Below are 21,188 nucleotides of genomic sequence, written 5' to 3'. Positions count from 1 at the left end.
CACCGGGAACGGTCCGGATCCCGGGCATGCACCGCCCGGTCAGGCGGGTGAGCCTTGCGGCACCTGCAGCGACAGGTGCGGGGTCAGGGCGCGCAGGAAGTCGGGGGCGTCGAAGGCCGCCCCCGCGGAGGCGACGCCGGTGGTCCTGGTCCGGCCGGTGAGGATGCGGTCGGCGGCCTCCACCGCGAGCGGCGCGGTGATGGCGTAGATGTCCTGACCGGCGGCGGCCGCGCGGCGTTCCGCGCCGCCGGAGCGGACGACGACGTCGACGAGGAAGGTCTGCGCGGAGCGGCCGCGCTCGTCGACGGCGGCCGGCGGCGAGGCGTCGGGAGCGAACAGGTCCGCGGCCGCCCTGGCGGTCATGTAGGTACGGACGTCCGGGACGGCCAGGTGGCTGGGGACGGTGACGACGTCGGCCATGGTGAAGTCCCCGATGACGTTCTGGGGGCCGAGCGGAGCCGGGAACCGCCATTCCAGGGTCGGCAGCGCGTCGTCGTGGTGCTCCAGCCGCCCGCCCGTGTAGCGGACCCGGCGGCCACCCCGCCGTTCCGCCGAGACCACGCCGGCGGCGAGCGTTCCCGCGGTGGGGTGCCAGCTGCTCAGGCCGTAGGCGACGTGCACCTCGTCCGCCGCCGTCCAGTCGCCCATCGCGGTTGTGACCAGCAGGTCGCCGAGGCCGCCGTAGAAGGCCATCGCCGGGACCACCATGGTGCCGGCGTCGCGGGCGGGCTGCGCGAAGTGCGCGAACGTGTCGGCGTTCGCCTCGATCTCGGCCGCGACGTCGACATAGGGGATGCCGGCCCGCAACGCCGCCTCGACCAGCGGGGCGGCGGTCGAGGCGAAGGGTCCGGCGCAGTTGATCACGATGTCCGCGCCGCCCAGCGCGCGGTCGAGCGAGCCCGGGTCGCCGACCGGCGCCTGCCGCGTCAGGGACGGCTGACCCATCGCCAGCAGCTTGTCCCGGTCGCGGCCGAGGAGCAGCGGTACGTGCCCGCGCTCGCGCAACTCCGCGACGACGAACCGCCCGGTGTGCCCGTAGGCGCCGTACACCGCCACGTTCCGACCCGATCCCATGCCCGCTCCCACGTGCTCGAAGTGATCCGCCTCCGAATCCTGGCCCTGCCGGCCAGTCGGGGACCAGTGTCCGGAACGACATGACCCGTACAATTCCCGACATGACCTCTGACCCGCGCTCCGTCGCGGTCGCCGCCACCGACGGGATGCTCCACTTCGAGCTGGCCCTGGCCTGCGAGGTGTTCGGCTCCGCCCCGGCCGCCCTCCCCGGTCCCTGGTACGACCTCAGGGTGTGCGGCAGGCACGCCGTACGGGCCGGCCGGTTCCTGCTGGAGCCGGACAGCGGGCTCGACGAGCTGGCCCGCTCCGCCACGGTGATCGTTCCCGCCCTGGCGGACGCCGGCGAGGACCCGCCGGCCGACCTGGTCGAAGCGGTGCGCGCGGCCCACGAGGCGGGCGCGCGGGTGGTCTCCCTGTGCACGGGGGCGTTCGTGCTCGCCGCCGCCGGCCTGCTGGACGGGCTGCGCGCGACCACGCACTGGGCCCACGCCGAGCAGCTGGCCGCGCGCCATCCCCGGGTGGAGGTCGACCCGGACGTGCTCTACGTCGACAACGGCAGCGTGCTCACCTCCGCCGGCAAGGCCGCCGCGATGGACCTGTGCCTGCACCTGGTCCGCCGCGACCACGGCTCGGCGATCGCCAACGTGGTCGCCCGCCGCCTCGTCGTGCCGCCCCACCGGGCCGGCGGCCAGGCCCAGTTCGTCACCACGCCGGTGCCCGACCAGGACGGCCACCCCCTGGCCGCGCTGTTCCCCTGGGTGCTGCGGCGGCTCGACCAGCCCCTCACCGTGGGAGACCTGGCCCGCCAGGCGAACATGAGCTCGCGCCACCTGACCCGCCACTTCCGCTCGGCGACCGGCACCACCCCGCTGCAGTGGCTGCTGATGCAGCGCATCCGCCGCGCGCAGGAACTGCTGGAGACCACGGACGACAGCGTCGAAACCATCGCCTCGGCCGCTGGCATGGGCACCTCGACGACCCTGCGCCGCCACTTCCAGCGCGCGCTCGGCGTACCGCCCGACGCCTACCGCCGCACGTTCCGCGCGCCGGCCCCCGCGCTCACCAGCTCCACATCCCCACCCTGACCGGCACCCCCGGAGAGGCGTGGAGAGCGGGCCGCCCTTCAGGGGCGGGCAGCCCGGCGGCCTGCACCAGGTCCTGATCCAGGCCGTGCAGGGAGGCGTGGTGCAGCGGCCACGGCGGGTGCTCCACCCGTGCCGCCGCCAACCGGCCGCCCACGAGGCTGAACAGCCGGAAGCGGGCGGTCAGAAAGTACGCGAGCTCGTCGCGCTCCCGCTCCGCCAGAGGCAGACCGGTCTCCACCTCCGCGTCACACCGCGCGCCCGCCGGCCCGGGGTAGCGCCGGCGGCACAGGTAACGCGTGTGCCCGTTCTTGACGTCCACCGACATGTCAGACCAGAAGTAGGGCAGCCAGTAGCCGATCCGCCCGCCGAGCGCGGCCGACAGGCGTCCGGCGTCCAGCGAGAAGAACCAGACGCCCGTACGTCCCCGCGCGTCACGCACATAGGTCCGCACGTTCGTCTCCGGAAACGTGGACAACCACGGCAACGCGGGAACACCCGGCACCCGGACCCCGCGCATGAGGAACGGCGTGAGCCCCACCCACGCCGCCCCGTCGAACGTCTCGACCTCGAGCTGCGCCGACAGGAGCGCCTGCACCTGCTCCGGCCGGTAGCGCCAGTGGATGAACGTCATCCGGGACCAGCGGTGGTACATCACGGGCCGGCTGACGCGGGGCGAGGGTGGAGCACGCATCTCGCCCCCCTGCCCTCCGCCCGTACCGGCAATCCGGCACAGGATCAGGCCCGCGCCGGCAGTCGTGTCTCCGATGCGGAACGGCGGGAAGGTGTTGACATCCTTGCTCCGGTCCAGAGCATCCTCGATATGGTTGATGACCTGGCGAAACCTTGGGTTGTTGCTCTTGGTCGTCCGAAGCCGTAGGCATCGGAGGCGACCTCCTGTCAAGATCGCCACATGCTGCGCTTGATCACGACTCTCCTGGCGGTGGTGCTGCTCCTCAGCGGCGGCCGTCTTCTGATCGGACCGCGCGCGTTCGAAGACCACGCCGCACAAGCCGTCTGGACCTGGCGGACCAGCGGTGCCGACGAGATCTGGCACAAGGGTTTCGTCCCGATCGACGAACTGAGCGTGATCCCGCCGCAGGTGCTCAGGAAGATCCAGCACGACGAAGAGTACGGCTGGGTTGTGGCCCGCCAGCTCCCCGCTCCTCCGGCCGAAGCGCAGATCCGCTGGGACGACGGGTCCGTGATGCGGGCCCCCGTGATCGGGCCGCGGGAAGCGCTGATGGCTCTATCCCCCTGGCCTGAGGCGTACTCCTTCCCTGACGACGAGGCGTACCACCTGACTGGAGCGACCTTCACCACCATGCGGCTCAACACCGTCCGAGGGATGGCAACCGTGCCCGCGTGGCGACTGTACTTTTCGGACCTGCCCGGCCCCGATTGACTACGTCGCGGTCGACCGGGACGCAGCCGGCACCGTCGAAAGCGCAGTCGGCAACCACCGTTCAGGCGACCAGGATGTCTCAGACTTCGAAGTTCTCGACGAACGCACGCTGCTGGTGAACTACGAGTACGGGTCCTGCACCCGCAAGCCGCTCGAGGTCAGACTGCGAGTCAGTGAAGCGCCCGATGTGGTGGTTCTGGGGCTCGACGTTCCCGATCACGGCACCGGTCTGTGCGCGGGCACCGGCCAGTCAGGCCGCGACGTCATCAGACTCGACGAGCCACTAGGGGATCGCGTGGTGCTGGACGCGACAAGCAGGCTTCCCCTCCTGTGCCGTCGCGCGCCGGACGCGTGTCGCAGCAGCATCGCATGACCGACAGCCCGGTTGAGTGATGCGGGTGAGGCCGAATGGGCACGGGACGAGGACCCCCTCGCCGGGCAGCGCGGACGTTGACCCATGCTGGTGGTGACACACCCAGGATGAGCTGACACTGCCCGGTTCGCAGTCGTCCCCGCACGATGGACGGCATGAAGGCAATCACGATTCCCGAATTCGGCGCCGCCGACGTCCTCCGTCTCGACGAGATCGAGGTCCCCGAGCCCGGGCCGGGGCAGGTCTCCATCGACGTGGCCTACGCCGGTGCCAACTTCGCCGAGATCCTCTACCGGCGGGGTGTGGTGGATGTCCCGCTCCCGTTCGTCCCTGGCATCGAGGTGTCCGGCCACATCCGAGCCCTCGGCCCCGGCATCCGAGGGTTGCGTCCGGGACAGCCGGTCGCGGCGCTGACGATCGTCGACGGCGGCGGCTACGCCGAGGTGGTGACCACCTCCGCCGACCTGGTGGTCCCACTGGACGGATGCGACCTCGGGCTCGAGCTCGCGGCCGCGCTGCCGTCCAACAGCACCACGGCGTTTCTCGTACTCGACCGGGTCGCCCGCCTCGAACCGGGCGAGAGCGTACTCGTCCACGCCGCAGCCGGAGGTGTGGGCAGCCAGCTCGGCCAGGCCGCGCGGCTGCTCGGCGCGGGCCGCGTGGTGGGCGCCGTCGGCACCCCCGCCAAGATCCGGCTGGCCAAGGAGTTCGGGTACGACGAGGTCGTCCTGCGCGAGGAGGTGGCCGGGGCAGGCCGGTTCGACGTCGTCGTCGACATGATCGGCGGCACGGCACGCCGTACCGGATTGGACCTGCTGGCGCCCATGGGCCGGCTGGTGGTGATGGGCAACGCGTCCGGTGCCGAGGACGACGGGGTCTCGGCCAACGAACTGTGGTTCGCCAACAAGACGGTCGCCGGGTTCAACCTCGCCGCCTTCTCCGCCGCCTTCCCCGAGGAGGCGGGTCGGGCGTTGCACCGGGCGGTGACCGCGGGCGCGAACGGGGAACTGAGGGTACGGACCGAGTCGCTGCCGCTGGAGCAGGCTGCGGAGGCGCACCGGCGAATCGAGTCCGGCGGCACCACAGGAAAGCTTGTCCTCGAGGTCGAGCGCGGCTGAGCCTTCCCGTCGCGGCCGCGTCAGCTGGTCCTGGCTGACAGCGACAGGCGCTCCACCTTCTCCTTGGTGCCGGTGTCCGGGTGAGGGGTGTGCAGCACCACGTTGAGGTCCGCGCGATCCGGCAGCCGGAACAGGCTGTACTCGAAGGTGAGGTCACCGGCCTCGGGGTGGCTGATCGCCTTGATCCCCTGGGATCTGGAGCCGACATCCGCACGTGCCCAGAGCTCGGCGAACTCCGGGCTCGCCGCCGACAGCTCCCCGGCAATCCGCCCGAACGCCGGATCGTCCGGATAACGTGCCGCGGCGGCGCGGAAGTCGGCCACCATGTCCGGCGCGAACTCGTGCCATTCGGCGAACCGGCTGCGGTAGGTGGCGTGCGTGAAGAAGGCGACCATGCAGTTCTCCACGTCGTCGTCGAATCCGAAGATCCACCTGGACGCGTCGTTCGCCGCCACCAGGTTGTAGTGCCGGTCGAGCACGTGTGCCGGATTGGGCATCCAGGCATCCAGCACCGCGCGCAGTTGCCCGCTCGCCGGCGCGCCCGGCCGCCCGCCAGGCTCCGGCGGGTTCAACCCGGCCAGAACGTAAAGGTGGCGCCGCTCGGCTTCCTCGAGCTGCAACGCCCGAGCGACCGCGTCCAGCACGGCGTCCGAGACCTTGATGTCACGCCCCTGCTCCAGCCAGGTGTACCAGGACACCCCGACCCCGGCGAGCACGGCCACCTCTTCCCTGCGCAGCCCGGGAGTACGGCGGCGCCCACCCTCGGGAAAGCCGACCGCGGCCGGCGAGAGCGCCTCCCGCTTGGCACGCAGGAACTCTTTGAGCTGCTCACGGCGATGCTGGAGGGAAACCACGGCCTCACCATAATCGACCGGGCCGGTGCCGATCCGCGCACGCGAACCCCATTCGGGCGGACCCGCGACCGAACGCCAATGCGCGTGGACCCAGAGTCAACGACTTCTCCCGATCCTCCTCAGAGAATGAGGGCTGATCACCGTCGGCACGCTGTCCGGTGGGACCGTCCAGGCCGCCGCCCTCGACGCATCGAGCCAGCCGCCGCATTGACGATCGCGAAGCACCTACGCATGCCAACCTTGGGGGAAACGTGTCACTTCGGAACTGGAGCAGGGTAATCCTGGGAGCCGCCGCCGCGACGGTGACCCTCGCTGTGACGGGCCCGGCGCCGGCCAGCGCCGGTCCCGGCGGAAGCTGCGCGAACACGGCGTTCTGCCTGTATGAGAACACGAACTACAACACCGGGAACACCGATCACTGGAGAAACTTCTACGCCTCCGACCAGGATTTCCGGAACAACGTCTGGCTCGACCGCGAGGGCAGGGCCACCAGCGACGGAATGGACAACGAGGCCAGCTCGGTCAAGAACTACACCAACTGCGTGGTCACCCTCTACCAGCATCCCGGCTATTCGGGCGCGGCCACGACGTTCATCCTCAAGGGGCAGGAGCGGCCGAATCTCAGCCGCGAAGGGATCGGCGACAACCGGGCCAGCTCGGTCAGGTTCAATTGCTAGTGGCGGTCAAGCGGTGGCCCGGCGTCGTTCTGGGCGCGCTCGCCTTGATGGTTCTCTCGCGCAGCGCCCCAACGCCGGGCTTCGCCCTGCCCTTCGACGGCTACCTGCTGACCCCGTCTGACGCGGTGGCGATACAGGCCGCACGAGACTCCTGTGCGGAAGCCGCGCAGGACGCGGAGGCCGCGGGCCGACGCTCGACACCGGCTCACGGCGTGCGGCTGGAGCGGAACATGCGCCGGTACGGCATCACGGACGTCGGCGATGCCGAACGCCACGGCTACCACGTGCCCGGCCCGCTCGTGCGCCCGTCGTCGACCCCCGCAGCCGACCATGCGTGCGCGCACGAGGCAGAAGAGCGGCTGTGGGGCGGGGTCCCGGAAGCGGATTTCGCGTGGCTGTCGGCGCTGAACGCCCAGTCGGTCGTGCGTTCCGAGAGCGACCCGGCCGTCGTGACGGTGACCCGGGCGTGGAGCAGGTGCATGAGAACGCATGGATTCACCTACCCCGACCCGCTCGCGGCCTTGCAGGATCCGGCGTGGCGGCTCGACTCCGCCGCGAGTTCCCCCAGGGAACGCGCGGCCGCGGTCAGCGACGTCCGGTGCAAGCGGACCACCGGCTACGTCACCGTCAGGTCCGCGGCCGAGACCCGGTTCCAGAAGGAGCTGGTCGACCGCTTTCCGGCGAAGCTCACCGCGTTGAAGCAGGCCCGGGACCGCCTGTTGCGCAACGCCGAGCAGCTCACGGCCCGCAGGAGCGAGAAGGTACGAACGTGAGCGGGAACGTCACCTCGTCCGAAGCCTCATTCGATCACAGGAGTCCCATGACGCAGAACGTGCGCATCCCGCTGGCGGACGGCAGTTCACTGGCAGCGGCGGTGGCGATGCCGGAAGGGGCCGCACCCGCGCAAGGATGGCCAGGAGTCGTGGTCGTGCACGAGATCTACGGCGTCGAACCGGACATGCTGGAGGTGGCAGAACGGTTCGGCGAACACGGGTACGTGGCGGTCCTGCCCGACCTCTACAGCCACGGCTCCACAGTCAGGTGCCTGGCCCGGGTCATGCACCAGCTCGCGACGGGACGGCTCGACGGGCCCACCGCCGACATCGACGCGGCCCGGCGATGGCTGGCGGGCCGCGAAGAGGTCGACGGCGGCAGGCTCGGCGTGATCGGGTTCTGCATGGGCGCGGGCTTCGCCCTGGCCTACGCAGCCGGCGCGCCACCCGGCGTGCGGGCGGCGGCGGTGAACTACGGCGCGGTGCCACGCCGCAAGGAGGAACTGGCCTCGATCTGCCCGGTCGTGGCCTCCTACGGCGGCCGTGACAGGGGCTTCCGCTCACACGGCGAACGGTTGCGAGAGCACCTGCGGGCACTCGGCGTCGACCACGATGTCACGATCTACCCCGAGGCCGGTCACTCTTTCATGACCGACGGCCACCACCCGATCGCGAGCCTCGCGCTGTTCCCGCTCCGTCACGGTCTCGTACGCCCGGCGGCGGACGACGCCTGGCAGCGAACCCTGTCCTTCTTCGACCGGCACGTCGCCGATCGCCAGTACCCTCGCCGCTACCCGTTCACCAGGTAAGGCTGACGCAGCGCTCCGCCCGTACCGGCCATCCGGCTCGCACGTCCCTCAGGACGTTCCCGCTGCCTTTCAGGTGTTGATCTCCAGCACCCGGATCGAGACGTGATCAGAGCCGCTCGCCGGGGGCTGGGAGGTCAAGGTCGGCGTACAGGGCTTCCTTGCTGTCGTACGTCATCATCTCGCGTTCGCCGCGGTTGCGGCTGGTGATCGCCTCACCCAGGCGGCCGGCTTCGAGTTCCCGGCGGGCGCGCAACAGGTCCTCGTAGTCGGCTTGCCGCTCCCCCACAGGACCGGGTTACTTGCCGGTGGTGAGGACCATGCGGTAGCGGGCCTCGCCGGACATCATGCGGTCGTAGGCGGCCGCGACGTCGTCCAGAGGGCGGGTTTCGATCATGGCGCGGACGCCGGTCAGGGCGGCGAAGTGCAGGGTTTCCTCGACGTCGCGGGCCGTGCCGGACGGGTGGCCGTGGATGGTTCTGCTGGATGAGATGAGCTGGAACGGGCTGACCTGGATGGGTTCGGGGGTGGCGCCGAGCACGATGAGTTCGCCGTTGTCGCCGAGCCCGTCGATGACGGCGCTCATGGCCTCGGAGCTGGCCGCGGTGGCGAGCACGACCTTCGCCCCGCCCAGGGCCTGCAGTTGCCCGGCGACATCGCCGGCGTTGCTGTCGATGTAGTGGTGGGCGCCGAAGTTCTTGGCCGCCTCGGCCTTGGAGGCGCCCCGCGCGACGGCCACGGTCTCGAATCCGAGCTTGCTGGCGAACTGCACGCCGAGGTGGCCGAGCCCGCCCAGGCCGAGTACGGCGACGAGGTCGCCTGGCCCTGCCGCGCTGTGGCGCAGCGCGTTGAACGTGGTCACGCCTGCGCAGCCCATGGGGGCGGCTTCGGCGGCGCCCAGCTCGTCGGGAATGCGGGCCAGCGCGGACACGGGTACGACCACGGCCTCGGCGTAGCCGCCCGGGTACGCCCAGCCGGGGACCTGCATGCGGACGCAGTGGATGAAGTCGCCCCGGCGGCAGGCCGGGCAGGTGCCGCAGTTGCCGCCGAACCAGCCGACGGCCACCCGGTCGCCGACGTTCCAGTTGTCGACGCCGTCGCCGAGCGCTTCGACGCGTCCGGCGATCTCGTGCCCGGTCACCAGCGGGAAGGTCACGTTGGGGAAGCCCGCGTTGACGAACCCCGCGTCGGACCGGCAGACGCCGCAGGCCTCGACCGTGAGCCGTACGTGGCCCGGCTGCGGCTCGGGCAGCTCGCGCTCGACCACGCTGAACCCGCCGCCGGGTTCGGTGACCTGGGCGGCTCGTACGGTCAGCGGCTTGGCGTAAGTCTCCGTGGACATGATGAACCCCTTCGGAAAGGCTGGACCGGACCCCATCGGGCCCATACCCAGCACACCACGCGGCAGCCCTCGGAGACGGCTCTGACCAGGCCCTGAGCGGGCTGGTACCCGGGAGGCAGGTACGGACAGGGCCACCCGGGCGCGGATGTTCTCCGGGCCGCGAAAGGACAATGGTGCTATGGACAGAAGGAGCGAACTGGCCGGCTTCCTGCGCTCCCGGCGCGCCGGGATCAGCCCCGAGCGGGCGGGGTTGCCGGAGGACGGTCGTGCCCGGCGGGTGCCGGGGCTGCGCCGCGACGAGGTCGCCCGCCTCGCCGGGATGAGCACCGAGTATTACACCCGGCTCGAACAGGGCCGAGCCGGTACGCCGTCCCCGGAGGTCGTCGAGGCTCTCGCGCGCGCCCTGCGGCTGGACCCGGCCGAACGCGAGCACCTCGTCGACCTGCTGGCGCGGCCCGCGTCCGCGCGCCGCGCGCCGTCGGCTCCGCAGCGGGTGCGGCCGGGCCTGTATCTCATGCTGCAGACGCTGGAGCACGTGCCCGCGTTCGTGGCCGGGCGGCGTACCGACATCCTGGCCGCGAACCGGCTGGCGCGCGAGGTGCTGACCGACTTCGAGGCTCTGCCGGCCACGCAGCGCAATCTCGCCCGCTACTACCTGCTCGATCCGGTCGCCCGCGACCGCGTGGGTGACTGGGCGCAGATCGCCGCCGAGACCGTCGCCATGCTGCGTTTCGAGGCGGGCCGCTATCCGAACGACCGGCGGCTGGCCGATCTCGTGGGCGAGCTCACCCTGCGCTGCCCCGAGTTCACCACCTGGTGGAACGACCACCGTGTCCTGCGCCGCACCTACGGCACCAAGCGCTACTACCACCCAACGGTCGGGGAGCTCTGCTTCTCGTACGAGTCCTTCCAGCCTCCCGGTGATCCCGACCAGACGTTGTGCGTCTACAACGTCGAGCCCGGCTCCGCCACCGCCGACGCGCTTCGCCTGCTGAGCAGCTTGTCCACCCCTGCCGATATCAGCGATACGAACTATTGATTCCATCGATATTACCAGTGATAAGCTTTATCCGTTTCCATCGGAACGGATCACTGGAGTGCGACATGATCATCGTGACCGGCGCCACCGGACTGCTCGGGCGCCAGATCGTCGAGCGGCTGCTCACCCGCGTCCCCGCCGCCCAGGTCGGTGTCAGCGTCCGCGACCCCGGCAAGGCCCGAGCCTTCGCCGACCAGGGCGTACGCGTGCGGCACGGCGACTTCGCCGACCCTGGCAGCCTCGCCCACGCCTTCGAGGGCGCCACCCAGGTGCTGATCGTCTCGATCGACGCGTTGGGCGACGAGGCCGTACGAGGGCACCGCGCCGCAATCGGCGCGGCCGTCGCGGCGGGCGCCCGCCGCGTCCTCTACACCAGCCACATGGCCGCCGGCGCCTCCTCGCGCTTCCAGGCCTGCCGCGACCACGCCGCGACCGAGGAGGCACTGCGCGCGTGCGGCGTGCCGTTCACCTCGCTGCGCAACGGCTTCTACGCCGCCAGCGCGGTGCGGTTCCTCAGCCAGGCCATGCGCTCCGACCAGATCGTGCTCCCCGCCGACGGGCCGGTCAGCTGGACCGCCCACGAGGACCTCGCCGACGCGGCCGCCGCCGTGCTGGCCGACGAGGGCCGCATCGACGGCCCCACTCCCCCGCTCACCGCGGCGCGGGCGCTCACCTTCGACGACATCGCCGGCATCGCCGGGGACGTGTCCGGCCGCGCCGTCACCAGGGCCGTCGCACCCGACGACGCGTTCCGGCGGCAGCTGACGGAGCACGGCGTGCCCGACGAGTACGCGGGCCATCTGATCGACATCTTCGTCGCCGCCCGCGCCGGCGAGTTCGCCACCGTCGACCCGGCCCTGGCCGGCCTGCTGGGCCACGAACCCACCCCGCTGAGCTCCGTCGTGCGCAAGCACCTGCCGGGCGCCTGAGCGGCACGGGGACCTACCCGCCGGCCGCCAGGCGGTCGAGCCACTCGCAGAGGAGGTGCTGCTCCGCCTCGCTGAGCGTGCTCTGCTGCGGCAGCGCGGCGCGCAGCGCCCGGGCCGCGCCTGCGGGGCCCGGGTCGCGTACGGCCGGCTTCTCCGTGGTGACGGCGGTGACCATGGACTCGCGCATGGCGGTCAGCAGGGCCCGGTCGCGCCGGTCCTCGGGCAGCGACAGCCAGGTGAGCACGGCCCCGCGGGCGGTGGCGTGGATGACGGCGGCGGCCAGCGCCTCGTCGACGCGGAGCCTGCCCGCGGCGGCGATGCGGCGGATGCGCCCGAGGAGCAGCTCCATGCCGGCCCTGTGCGCGGGCGAGTCGCTGCCGCGCCGGGGTTCGCCGTACATCATGGCGTAGAGCGCCGGGTTGGTGAGCCCGAACTCGACGGCGAGGTCCCAGCCCGCCCGCAGGTCCTCGACCGGGTCGTCGGGGGCGGGGATGGCCCGCTTGTCCTCGACGAACCTGGCGTAGCCGTGCTCGGCCACCGCGTCGAGCAGGCCGTCCATGTCGGCGAAGTGGCGGTAGATCGCGGGGGGCTGCACGCCGGCCGCCGCCGCGACCGCGCGGGTGGTGACCGCCTCGCGCCCCTCGCGGGCCAGGAGGCCGGCCGCCGCCTCGACCACCCGCTGGCGGGTCAGCTCTCGCCCCTCCGGCGGGGAGCTCCTCGACATGGGGGCAACGATACCGCTCGGAAAGTATCGATGGTTCAGCGCTGCTCGGCGTGCGCCCTCCCACCTGGAGCGACGTTTGCCGACCGGCGGCCTGCCCCTGTAGGAAGGCCGTATGTCCGTCGAAGGTGAACGCCCGTCGGTCGACCACCGCGTGGAGGACGCGCTGTGGGCGGCGCGAAAGTACTACCTGCACGGCGTGACGATGGACACGATCGCCAGGGAGCTCGGCGCGTCACGCTCGACCGTGTCCAGGTTGCTCGCCTACGCGCGCGACGTGGGCCTGGTCGAGATCCGCGTGATGCCGCCCCGCACCCGGTCGACGCGGAGCGAGGCGGAGCTCACCGGCCGCTATGACGTGCAGGCGCACGTGGTGCCGGTGCCCACGACCGCGTCGACGGTGGAGCGGCTCGAACGGTGCGCCGTCCACACGGCCCGGCTGCTCACCTCGGTCTTCGACTCCGACATGATCATCGCCGTTTCGTGGGGCACGATGGTCAACGCGATCAGCCGCTGCCTGGTGCCCAAGGAGACCACCAACTGCCAGATCGTGCAGCTGAACGGTCTCGGCAACGCCCGGACGACGGGCACTCACTACGCGGGCGCCATGTTGTCCGCGTTCGGGGCGGCGTTCGGCGCCTACGTCCAGCAGTTTCCCGTGCCGCTGTTCTTCGACTCGCCGCACACCAAGGAGCTGCTGCTGCGCGAGCGGAGCGTGCGCTGGGTCGTCGAGCTGCAGCAGAGCGCCGACGCGGCGCTGTTCAGCCTGGGCACCGTGACCGGCGGGATGCCCAGCAGCCCCTACCTGAGCGGCTATTTCCTCGACGAGGCCGACTTCGCCTCGCTCGCGGAGGACGGCGCCGTGGGCGACATCGCCACCTCGTTCTACCGGCCTGACGGGTCACACGACGACGTCAGGTTCAACGCCAGGACGAGCGGACCCGACCTCGACCAGTTCCGCCAGGTGAAGCACCGCATCTGCGCGGTGTCGGGCGACCACAAGGTCGACGCCCTGCACGCGGCCCTCACCGGCGGTTACGTCACCGAGCTCGTCGTCGACGAGATCACCGCCCACGTTCTGTTGGAGCGGTATGCCTGACGGCGGCCGGCGTGCCGTCGCCCGCCTCCTCGTCCCTGCCGTGGAAGGGCATGCTGCGGCCGTCCCTGACCCCGAGCGCGCCGGCGATCGCGATGGCGCACATGACGACCATCAGCGCTGAGATCGCCCACGTGCCCTGCGTGCGCGCGGTCAGGAAGGCCGCGATGAACGGCAGGGTGCCGCCCGCCGCGGCGGCGGCCAGCTCCCGGCCCGCCGCCACTCCGGTGAACCGCATCCTGGTCGGGAACTGCTCCGGCAACATCGACGCCTGCGAGCCCAGCATCAGGTCGTTCGCGAACGTCAGCACGACGACCATGGCGAGCCAGACCAGCATCGTGTTCCCGGTGTCGAGCAACCAGAAGAACGGGAACGCGGCGACAGAGCACAGCGTGGCCCCGGCGATGAACACCGGCTTGCGCCCGAACCGGTCGGACAGCGCGCCGGACAGCGGCAGGGTGACGAGCTTGATCGTGTTGGCCACGAGCAGGCCGCCGGTGGCGACCGCCGCCGCCAGGCCGACGTTCTCGGTCACGTACGACAGCGCGTAGACGCTCGGTATGTACGTCGCGACGTTCGGCCCGACGCTGACCAGGAAGCTCTTCAGCAGCGAGCCCGGCGCCTCCCGCAACACCGCGACGAGGGGCGCTCTGCTCCGGTCGCCGGCCTCGACGGTCTCCGTGAACGCCGGCGTCTCGTCGACCCGTGACCTGATGTAGAGGCCGACGGGCAGGATCAGGATGCTGACGAGGAACGGCACGCGCCAGCCCCAGCTGAGGAACGCGTCCTCGGGCAGCCACGTGAACGGGGTGAACACCAGGGCGGCGAGGATGACGCCGAGCGCGTTGCCCGTGGGCGGGATCGCGGCGAACAGCCCGCGACGGCCCGGAGGCGCGTGCTCGGCGGCCATCAGCGCGCCGCCCGCGTACTCGGCGCCGGCGCCGAGCCCCTGCGTCACCCGCAGCAGGACCAGCAGCACCGGGGCGGCGACGCCGATCGAACCGTAGTCGGGGATCAGGCCGATCGCCGTCGAGGAGACGGCCATCACCGTCAACGTCACGACGAGCACGAACCGGCGTCCGTGACGGTCGCCGAGGTGGCCGAAGAGCAGGCCGCCGATGGGACGGGCGAAGAAGCCGACCGCGAACGTGCCGAGCGAGGCCAGCGTCGCCGCGAGCGGGTCGCCTTCGGGGAAGAACACCTTGCCGAACACGAGCGCGGCGGCGGTGCCGTACAACATGAAGTCGTACCATTCGAGCGCGGTCCCGATCGTGCTCGCGGAGACCACCCGGCGGATCATCGCCCGCCTCCCGACCGGCCGCTCGCGGCCGGGAGCCGCTCGGCGCGCGGGCCGAGGTAGGCGCCCTGGTCGAGCAGCCGCTGCTGGAGCTCCGGCACGTCGACCCGCCGCGGCGCGACGCCGGCGGCGACCGCCATCGCCGCGCCGAGCCCGGCGGCCTCGCCCATCGCGAACGACGGCGGCATCACGCGCACCGCGGCCAGCGCCTCGTGGGTCGCGGAGATGCACCGGCCGGCCACGAGCACGCCGTCGAGCTCCGCCGGGAGCAGGCTGCGGAACGGGATCTCGTAGATGTTGGCGGTCGGCGGGATGCCGTCCTCGAACGGCCCGTCGCCGCTGACCGGGCTGTGGATGTCGACCGGGTAGCCGGCCACGGCGATGACGTCGTCGAAATGCCTCCCGTCGACGAGATCCTCCAAAGTCAGGACGTATTCCCCCACGATACGTCTGCTCTCGCGCACGCCGACCGTGGCGGCGGTGTCGAGCAGCTTGGCCTGCTCCAGGCCTGGCAGGTTCTCGTGGAAGAACGCCATCAGCTGCCTCACCTGCCGCCGGCCGAGCACCTCGGCGCGGGTCAGGTCGCCGACGTCGGTGCCGTTCATGCCGAGCACCCTCGTCGTGTTGACCCGCCAGACGCCCGGCTCCAGCGTCTTGAACATCTGGACCCCGCGGCGCGGGATCGGGAACCGGCCCTCCCGCCGGGCGCGTTCGACGACGCCCTGGAAGGGGAACAGCTCGTCAGGGTGCGCGTCCTGGTAGGCCTGGACCTTGGCGTCGTCGACGTTCGACACCCGGAAGAACACCGTCATCGGCTGCACCTCGCCGTCCCCCTCCCGCCCGTACGCGTAGGCGGCGCCCCCGCGTGCCGCGACGTCGCCGTCGCCCGAGCAGTCCACGGTGACCGTGGCGGGCACCACGGCCAGGCCGCTCTTGTTCGCGACGACGACGCCGGTGACCCGCCCGTCCGCCACCACGGTGTCGGCGACGAAGCTGTGCAGCAGCAGCTCGACCCCGGCCTCCAGGCACATCTCCATCGCCACCTGCTTGGCGACCTCGGGGTCGAACGGCGTGACGGCTTCGTGCCCGAACACCATGAACCCGGAATACTGGCTGCCCGCCCTGGTGCGCGAGGGGTGGACCGCTCCACCGGCGGCCTCCATCCTGCGGACGAACTCGTCGAAGACGCCGCGGATCAGCTGCGTGCTCCCGTCCAGCGAGAACGACGTCATGCACGGGCCGACCAGCCCGGCGGTCAGGTTGCCGCCGAGGAAGCCGAACCGTTCGACGATCCGTACGGACGCTCCGGCCCGCGCGGCCGCGATCGCGGCCGCGAGGCCCGCGGGCCCGCCACCCACGACGAGGACGTCGGTGGGATCGCTGATCGGGATGTGGCGCGTGTAGTGGAGGGTGGTCACAGGCACTCCTTGTTCCGGTGCTCGGGGTGTCGCGCCACTGTGACCTGCGCTTGAACGGATGGTCAACGGATCTGCACGAACGTGCACAACGCACGTTTTGCACGCATGCTGCACAGCTGATTGCCCCCGTCCGGCGATGAGTTCCGCGCCCGGGGCAGGTCTATCCCTGAAACGGACAACCATGCCCACGAAGTGAGGGACCATGAAAACCAACGCGCTCCCACCCGTCGTCGACGCCGGCACCTGGCAGCGAGAGCTCGACGCGCTGCGTGCCCGGGAGAAGGCCGCGACCAGGGAACTCGACGCCATCGCCGCCCAGCGCCGCCGCCTGCCCATGGTGGAGATGCCCGGCTACGTCCTCGAAGGAGAGGACGGACCGCTCCGGCTGGCGGACGTCTTCGACGGCAAGCGGCAGCTGATCGTCTACAACCACATGTGGTTCCCGGGCGAGGAATGGCAGTGCGCCGGCTGCACGGGCTTCTCCTCGCAGTTCACCCGTACGGAGTTCCTGGACAGCTACGATGCCCGGTTCGTCGTCGTCACCCAGGGCCCCATCGACGAAGCCCTCGCCTACAAGCGGCGGGTCGGCAACGCGATGCCCTGGTACTCCACCGCCAACAGCCCGTTCGGCGCCGACGTCGGAGCGGGGCCAGGCGAAGGCTTCGCCCTCAACGTGTTCCTGCGCGACGGCGACACCGTCTACCGCACCTGGCACACCAGCGGCCGGGGCATCGAGCAGCTCACCCACACGTTCGCGCTGATCGACGTGCTGCCGTACGGGCGGCAGGAGGAGTGGCAGGACTCGCCCGACGGCTGGCCCCAGTCGCCCACCTACAGCGGCTGGCCCAGCTCCCAGGACATCGCCGCCCGCTACGGCCCCGCCTGAGACCGCGCGCACTCAGTAGAGTGTCGGGATGGCAGGCGAGCAGGTGAGTGCCCGGGTGGACAGCTGGATCTGGTCCGTGCGGCTGACCAGGACGCGCTCGATCGCGTCCGACGCCTGCCGGGGCGGTCACGTCCGGGTCAACGGGGTGCGGGTCAAGCCCGCGCACGCCGTGCGGGTCGGTGACGAGATCCGGCTGCGGCACGAGGGGCGCGAACGCATCGTGGTCGTCTCCCGGATCATCACCAAGCGCGTCGGCGCCCCCGTGGCAGCCGAGTGCTACGTCGACAAGAGCCCTCCGCCGCCTCCCCGCGAGGAGACCGTGACGGTGGCCGTACGCGCTCGTGGCGCGGGCCGCCCCACCAAACGCGAGCGCCGCAGCATCGAGAAGCTCCTCGGCCGCCGGGAGTGAAACCGGGTCAGCGGGTCAGGGGGCGGGGGCGGTTCCACCAGAGGGAGAGGGACAGGGCCGCGGTGACGAGCACGGCGCCGCCGGCGGCGAAGGCGGCGGCCGTGTCGACCCGCTGGGTGACGACGGTGAAGGTGCCGGGCAGGGCGTCGAGGGCGTCCTGGAGCTGGTCGGCGTTCTCGGCGCGGTGGTAGGTGCCGCCGGTGGTCTCGGCGATCCGCCTGAGCGCGGGTTCGTCGATCATGCGGATGTTGCGGCCCCTGTCGAATCCGCCGCGCCCGCCGAAGCCACCCCAGCTGCCCCAGCCGCGGCCGTCGAACTGCGAGTTCTCGCAGACCATCGGGGCCGGGTCGGTGCTGCCGAAGCCGATGGGGAAGACGCGGACGCGGCGCAGCGCCGCCTCCTGGGCGGCGGTCTGCGGGTCGACGCCCTGGGTGTTGGCGCCGTCGGTGAGCACGACGATCGCGGCGCCGGCGTAGCCGGACCCGCCGCCGGGCGGGCTCGCTCCGGTGGGGGCGACCGACGGGTCGACCTCCGCGATCGCGTCGATCGAGGTCAGCATGGCCTGCCCGATCGCGGTGCCGCGGCCCACGGTGAGGCCGTCGAGCGCCTCCACCAGCGATTCCGTGTCGTCGGTCGGCGGCACGAGCAGGCCCGCGCTGCCGGCGAAGGTGACCAGGCCGATGCGCGGCCCGCCCCGCTGCGACTCGATGAACTCCGCGGCGGCCTTCTTCGCGGCGGTGATGCGGTTGGGGTCGACGTCCGTGGAGCACATGGACCCTGAGGTGTCGAGCGCGAGCAGGATCGTCGCCGACGTCTGCGGCACCGGCACCGACGCCTGCGGCCGCGCGGCGCCGACCACGAGCAGCACGAGCCCGGCGACGAACAGCGCCGCCGGAATCTTCCGCGTCCAGCGGGTACGGCCGGGCAGGGCGCTGCGGACGAGCGCGATCGAGGTGACCCGCACGGCGGCCCGCCGCCGGCGTCGCCGCGCCCACCAGCGAATGGCGAAGATCAGCGGGATGATCAGTACGGACAGCAGCGCCCACGGCCACGAGAACATCATCAGATCACCCGTCCTGACCGGAGCACCGTGAGCGCCGCTCCCGCGGTGAGCAGCACGAGGGCGAGCCCGATCAGCCCGCCGGCGAGGGGCAGCGGCTCGTCGGAGACGGTGAGCCGAAGATCGATCGTGTCGGCGATCCCGTCGAGCCGCGCTGTGTCGGAGGCGGGATGGTAGGCGCCGCCGGTGGTATGCGCGATCACGGTGAGGGGTTCCTCCTCCAGCGAGGTCTGCAGGTGGTAACCGTCGACCTTCACCGTCGCCCCGGCCGCGGTCCCGACCCCGACGGTGTGGATGTGCACGCCCGCCCGCTGGGCCACTTCGGCGGCCCGTTCGACGTCGCCGCCCTGGTTCTGGCCGTCGGAGAACATCACGATCGTCGCCGACGGCCAGTAGCCGATGTCGGGCGTCTCGCCGTCGCGGCCGACGGCCACCTGCCTGCCGGTGATCGCCGACAGCGCCGCCGTGATGGCCGTGCCCAGCGAGGTGCCGCCGGTGAGTCTCAGCCGGTCGATGGCCTTGAGCGCGACGGAGTGGTCGGCGTCGGGCCGTGCGGTGGTGAGCGCGCCCCGTTCGAACGCGACGACGCCGATGTCGACGCTGTCGGGCTGCGCCGCCACGAACGCGCGGGCCGCCCGCTGCGCGGCCGCCAGCCGGTTGGGCGCGACGTCGCCGGCGCCCATGCTGTTGGAGACGTCGATGGCGAGGACGACGGTGCCCGCGGTCCGCGGCACCGGCACCATGGCCGCCGGTCCTGCGGTGGCGATCGCGAGCACGCCGACGCCGGCGATCGTCAACCCGGCTCCGAGGTACGCCCGCCGGCCGCCCGTCACGGCGACCCCTGCCGCGGCGAGGGCCGCCGCACGCCGGCGCGCCGAGACGACGGCGGCCCAGGCGAGCGCCGCCGTCACGAGCAGCCCGGTGACCAGCAGCAGCGGGGAGGACAGGGTCATGTCGACCGCTCCCGGGTCCGGGCGACGACCTCGACGAGCGCCTCGGCCAGATCGCGGTCGGTGTCGACACGGTGCACGGGCACCCCGGCCCGGCGCATGCCCGCCGCGAGCCGGGCGTCGCGGTCGTCCACGGCCTCGCGGAACCGTACGCGCAGCAGCGGGTCGGCGGAGTCGACGACGAGCTGCTCGCCCGTCTCGGCGTCCTCGACCACGATCAGCCCGGCTTCTGGCAGCACGTCGTCGGCGGTGTCGACGATCCGCAGGGCGACCACCTCGTGCCGGCGGGCCAGGCGCTGGAGCGAGCGTTCCCAGTCGCCGTCGCCGATGAAGTCCGACAGCACGACGACGAGGGCGCGGCGGCGGGCGAGCCGTCCGGCCGCGTCGAGCATCTCGGCCAGGTCGGTGGTGCTGCCGCCGCGGGTCCCTGAGGTGCGTTCCAGCTCGGCACCGATCCGCAGCGCGTGCCGCCGGGAGGTGCCCGGCGGCACGACGCGCACCATCCCGGTGTCGAACAGCAGGGCGCCGACGCGGTTGCCGCCCCGGCCGAACAGCCGGGTCAGGACGAGCGCGAGCTCGGCGAGCACGTCGTGCTTGCCGCGTCCCGGCCGGCCCGCCGCCATCGACGCCGACCGGTCGAGCACGAGCCACACCGTCAGCTCGCGGTCCTCGGTGAACACGCGTACGTGTGGCTCGTCCAGCCGCGCGGTCACGTTCCAGTCGATGTGCCGGGCGTCGTCGCCGTCGGCGTAGGCGCGCAGCCCGGTGAAGTCGATCCCGGAGCCGCGGTACGTGGTGCGGTGGGCGCCCTGGAGCCGGCCGTCGAGCCTGCGGACGACCTTCCACTCCAGGCGGAGCAGGAGCCTGTCGGGGGCGGTGGCCATGGCTCAGCGGTTCTGCAGGACGACGTCGGGGGTCCGGACGGCGCCGAGCACCCTGGTGATGATCGTGTCGGCGTCCACGTCGTCCGCGAGGGCCTCGTACGACAGGACGAGGCGGTGGCGCAGCACGTCGAGCGCGAGCTCTGCCAGGTCGTGCGGCAGGACGTAGTCGCGGCCGCGCAGGAACGCCAGCGCCCGGGCGCCCGTGACGAGGGCGATGGACGCCCGCGGGCTGGCCCCGTAGGTGACGTACCGTTCCAGCTCGCCGAGCCCGGCGGTCGCGGGGGAACGGGTCACGGAGACCAGCCGGACCGCGTAGTCGACGATGGACGGATCGACGTACACCTCCTGGGCGCGGGCCCGCATCGCGACCAGGTCGTCGGCCGTCACCGTCGCCTGCGGCGGCTCCGGCGGGCGCAGCGCCCGGTCGACGATCGCCTGCTCTTCGGCCTGCGTCGGATAGTCGACGACCACCTTCATCATGAACCGGTCGACCTGCGCTTCGGGCAGCGGGTACGTGCCCTCCGACTCGATCGGGTTCTCCGTCGCCATGACGAGGAACGGCTCGGGCACCCGGAAGGTCTCGCGGCCGATCGTGACCTGGTGTTCCTGCATCACCTCCAGCAGGGCGCTCTGCACCTTGGCGGGGGCGCGGTTGATCTCGTCGGCCAGCAGCAGGTTGGCGAACACCGGGCCGAGTTCGGTCTTGAACTCCCCTGAGTGCTGGTGGTAGACCCGCGTGCCCACGAGGTCGGCGGGCACCAGGTCGGGGGTGAACTGGACGCGCTGGAAACTCCCGGCGATCGCCGCGGCCAGCGACCGCACCGCGAGCGTCTTGGCCAGGCCCGGCACGCCCTCGACGAGCAGGTGACCGTCGGCGACCAGCGCGACGGCCATGCGCTCCAGCAGGACGTCCTGCCCGACGATCGTCCGTTTGACCTCGAACAGCACGTGTTCGAGCGGGTGGGCCGACGAGGAGGGCTTGGTCGAGGTCATGG

General features: G+C 71.9%; 24 protein-coding genes. 12 read left to right on the top strand and 12 right to left on the bottom strand.

Annotated features, from left to right (window positions below; translation table 11 throughout):
• Window positions 1-39: 39 nt before the first annotated feature.
• Window positions 40-1,074 (bottom strand): saccharopine dehydrogenase family protein, encoded by a 1,035-nt coding sequence (locus ACTWPV_RS14500; protein ID WP_443152142.1) that lies wholly within the window; start codon window positions 1,072-1,074, stop codon window positions 40-42.
• Between the two features lie 101 nt (window positions 1,075-1,175).
• On the opposite strand from ACTWPV_RS14500, the gene ACTWPV_RS14495 reads away from it, so the two are divergent.
• The gene (locus ACTWPV_RS14495) at window positions 1,176-2,159 is read left to right on the top strand and encodes a helix-turn-helix domain-containing protein (RefSeq protein ID WP_443152141.1); all 984 of its coding nucleotides are present in this window, start codon (window positions 1,176-1,178) and stop codon (window positions 2,157-2,159) included.
• Here ACTWPV_RS14495 and ACTWPV_RS14490 read toward each other — a convergent pair.
• Entirely contained in the window at window positions 2,134-2,850 is a 717-nt protein-coding gene (locus ACTWPV_RS14490; RefSeq protein ID WP_443152140.1) for a YqjF family protein, read from the bottom strand. The genes ACTWPV_RS14495 and ACTWPV_RS14490 overlap by 26 nt on opposite strands.
• 219 nt (window positions 2,851-3,069) lie before the next feature.
• Between ACTWPV_RS14490 and ACTWPV_RS14485 the strand changes: the two genes are divergently transcribed.
• The 3 genes from ACTWPV_RS14485 (at window position 3,070) to ACTWPV_RS14475 (ending at window position 5,052) form a co-directional block, all read left to right on the top strand.
• Window positions 3,070-3,561 carry a hypothetical protein gene (locus ACTWPV_RS14485; RefSeq protein WP_443152139.1) on the top strand — a complete coding sequence of 164 codons (492 nt, stop codon included), beginning with the start codon at window positions 3,070-3,072 and terminating at the stop codon, window positions 3,559-3,561.
• 115 nt (window positions 3,562-3,676) lie between these two features.
• On the top strand, window positions 3,677-3,934 hold the full coding sequence (locus ACTWPV_RS14480) for a hypothetical protein (protein ID WP_443152138.1): 258 nt from the start codon (window positions 3,677-3,679) through the stop codon (window positions 3,932-3,934).
• Between the two features lie 155 nt (window positions 3,935-4,089).
• Window positions 4,090-5,052 (top strand): quinone oxidoreductase family protein, encoded by a 963-nt coding sequence (locus ACTWPV_RS14475; protein ID WP_443152137.1) that lies wholly within the window; start codon window positions 4,090-4,092, stop codon window positions 5,050-5,052.
• 20 nt (window positions 5,053-5,072) lie between these two features.
• On the opposite strand, the gene ACTWPV_RS14470 is transcribed toward ACTWPV_RS14475, so the two are convergent.
• Complete coding sequence (locus ACTWPV_RS14470) at window positions 5,073-5,906, bottom strand: helix-turn-helix transcriptional regulator (protein ID WP_443152136.1); 834 nt, start codon at window positions 5,904-5,906, stop codon at window positions 5,073-5,075.
• 302 nt (window positions 5,907-6,208) lie between these two features.
• Between ACTWPV_RS14470 and ACTWPV_RS14465 the strand changes: the two genes are divergently transcribed.
• Genes ACTWPV_RS14465 through ACTWPV_RS14455 form a run of 3 tightly spaced genes read left to right on the top strand, consistent with a single transcriptional unit; the run spans window position 6,209 to window position 8,165 of the window.
• On the top strand, window positions 6,209-6,583 hold the full coding sequence (locus tag ACTWPV_RS14465) for a peptidase inhibitor family I36 protein (protein WP_443152135.1): 375 nt from the start codon (window positions 6,209-6,211) through the stop codon (window positions 6,581-6,583).
• On the top strand, window positions 6,583-7,356 hold the full coding sequence (locus tag ACTWPV_RS14460; RefSeq protein ID WP_443152134.1) for a hypothetical protein: 774 nt from the start codon (window positions 6,583-6,585) through the stop codon (window positions 7,354-7,356). The genes ACTWPV_RS14465 and ACTWPV_RS14460 overlap by 1 nt, the downstream gene beginning before the upstream one ends.
• A gap of 47 nt (window positions 7,357-7,403) precedes the next feature.
• Window positions 7,404-8,165, top strand: coding sequence for a dienelactone hydrolase family protein (locus tag ACTWPV_RS14455; protein ID WP_443152133.1), 762 nt, complete (start codon window positions 7,404-7,406; stop codon window positions 8,163-8,165).
• 106 nt (window positions 8,166-8,271) lie between these two features.
• Here the strand turns inward: ACTWPV_RS14455 and ACTWPV_RS14450 are convergent, their stop codons facing one another.
• Window positions 8,272-8,451 carry a hypothetical protein gene (locus tag ACTWPV_RS14450; protein WP_443152132.1) on the bottom strand — a complete coding sequence of 60 codons (180 nt, stop codon included), beginning with the start codon at window positions 8,449-8,451 and terminating at the stop codon, window positions 8,272-8,274.
• A gap of 9 nt (window positions 8,452-8,460) precedes the next feature.
• The gene (locus ACTWPV_RS14445; RefSeq protein ID WP_443152131.1) at window positions 8,461-9,504 is read right to left on the bottom strand and encodes an alcohol dehydrogenase; all 1,044 of its coding nucleotides are present in this window, start codon (window positions 9,502-9,504) and stop codon (window positions 8,461-8,463) included.
• A gap of 178 nt (window positions 9,505-9,682) precedes the next feature.
• Here ACTWPV_RS14445 and ACTWPV_RS14440 point away from each other — a divergent pair, with 178 nt between their 5' ends.
• Window positions 9,683-10,543, top strand: coding sequence for a helix-turn-helix transcriptional regulator (locus tag ACTWPV_RS14440; RefSeq protein WP_443152130.1), 861 nt, complete (start codon window positions 9,683-9,685; stop codon window positions 10,541-10,543).
• A 65-nt stretch (window positions 10,544-10,608) separates the two neighbouring features.
• Window positions 10,609-11,472: an NmrA family NAD(P)-binding protein gene (locus tag ACTWPV_RS14435; RefSeq protein WP_443152129.1), complete on the top strand. Its 864-nt coding sequence runs from the start codon at window positions 10,609-10,611 to the stop codon at window positions 11,470-11,472.
• A gap of 13 nt (window positions 11,473-11,485) precedes the next feature.
• On the opposite strand, the gene ACTWPV_RS14430 is transcribed toward ACTWPV_RS14435, so the two are convergent.
• The gene (locus ACTWPV_RS14430) at window positions 11,486-12,196 is read right to left on the bottom strand and encodes a TetR/AcrR family transcriptional regulator (protein ID WP_443152128.1); all 711 of its coding nucleotides are present in this window, start codon (window positions 12,194-12,196) and stop codon (window positions 11,486-11,488) included.
• 112 nt (window positions 12,197-12,308) lie between these two features.
• Between ACTWPV_RS14430 and ACTWPV_RS14425 the strand changes: the two genes are divergently transcribed.
• Window positions 12,309-13,292, top strand: coding sequence for a sugar-binding transcriptional regulator (locus tag ACTWPV_RS14425; RefSeq protein ID WP_443152127.1), 984 nt, complete (start codon window positions 12,309-12,311; stop codon window positions 13,290-13,292).
• On the opposite strand, the gene ACTWPV_RS14420 is transcribed toward ACTWPV_RS14425, so the two are convergent.
• Both ACTWPV_RS14420 and ACTWPV_RS14415 read right to left on the bottom strand, forming a co-directional pair.
• Window positions 13,258-14,589 carry an MFS transporter gene (locus tag ACTWPV_RS14420; RefSeq protein ID WP_443152126.1) on the bottom strand — a complete coding sequence of 444 codons (1,332 nt, stop codon included), beginning with the start codon at window positions 14,587-14,589 and terminating at the stop codon, window positions 13,258-13,260. The two genes, ACTWPV_RS14425 and ACTWPV_RS14420, sit on opposite strands and share 35 nt — an antisense overlap.
• On the bottom strand, window positions 14,586-16,004 hold the full coding sequence (locus tag ACTWPV_RS14415; RefSeq protein ID WP_443152125.1) for an FAD-dependent oxidoreductase: 1,419 nt from the start codon (window positions 16,002-16,004) through the stop codon (window positions 14,586-14,588). The genes ACTWPV_RS14420 and ACTWPV_RS14415 overlap by 4 nt, the downstream gene beginning before the upstream one ends.
• A gap of 202 nt (window positions 16,005-16,206) precedes the next feature.
• On the opposite strand from ACTWPV_RS14415, the gene ACTWPV_RS14410 reads away from it, so the two are divergent.
• Together ACTWPV_RS14410 and ACTWPV_RS14405 are read left to right on the top strand one after the other, a co-directional pair.
• Window positions 16,207-16,890: a DUF899 domain-containing protein gene (locus ACTWPV_RS14410; RefSeq protein WP_443152124.1), complete on the top strand. Its 684-nt coding sequence runs from the start codon at window positions 16,207-16,209 to the stop codon at window positions 16,888-16,890.
• Window positions 16,891-16,918: 28 nt separating this feature from the next.
• On the top strand, window positions 16,919-17,299 hold the full coding sequence (locus tag ACTWPV_RS14405) for an RNA-binding S4 domain-containing protein (protein WP_443152123.1): 381 nt from the start codon (window positions 16,919-16,921) through the stop codon (window positions 17,297-17,299).
• A gap of 7 nt (window positions 17,300-17,306) precedes the next feature.
• On the opposite strand, the gene ACTWPV_RS14400 is transcribed toward ACTWPV_RS14405, so the two are convergent.
• From ACTWPV_RS14400 to ACTWPV_RS14385, 4 genes are read right to left on the bottom strand one after another with little or no spacing between them, the layout of a single operon-like run.
• Window positions 17,307-18,362: a vWA domain-containing protein gene (locus ACTWPV_RS14400; RefSeq protein ID WP_347645745.1), complete on the bottom strand. Its 1,056-nt coding sequence runs from the start codon at window positions 18,360-18,362 to the stop codon at window positions 17,307-17,309.
• The gene (locus ACTWPV_RS14395) at window positions 18,362-19,312 is read right to left on the bottom strand and encodes a VWA domain-containing protein (RefSeq protein ID WP_443152122.1); all 951 of its coding nucleotides are present in this window, start codon (window positions 19,310-19,312) and stop codon (window positions 18,362-18,364) included. The genes ACTWPV_RS14400 and ACTWPV_RS14395 overlap by 1 nt, the downstream gene beginning before the upstream one ends.
• Window positions 19,309-20,193 (bottom strand): DUF58 domain-containing protein, encoded by an 885-nt coding sequence (locus ACTWPV_RS14390; protein WP_443152121.1) that lies wholly within the window; start codon window positions 20,191-20,193, stop codon window positions 19,309-19,311. The genes ACTWPV_RS14395 and ACTWPV_RS14390 overlap by 4 nt, the downstream gene beginning before the upstream one ends.
• Window positions 20,194-20,196: 3 nt before the next feature.
• Window positions 20,197-21,186, bottom strand: coding sequence for an AAA family ATPase (locus ACTWPV_RS14385; RefSeq protein ID WP_443152120.1), 990 nt, complete (start codon window positions 21,184-21,186; stop codon window positions 20,197-20,199).
• Window positions 21,187-21,188: the final 2 nt, after the last annotated feature.

Source organism: Nonomuraea sp. KM88 (genome assembly GCF_052245635.1).
Taxonomy (GTDB): Bacteria; Actinomycetota; Actinomycetes; order Streptosporangiales; family Streptosporangiaceae; genus Nonomuraea.
This window is presented reverse-complemented; position numbering and strand designations above follow the sequence as displayed.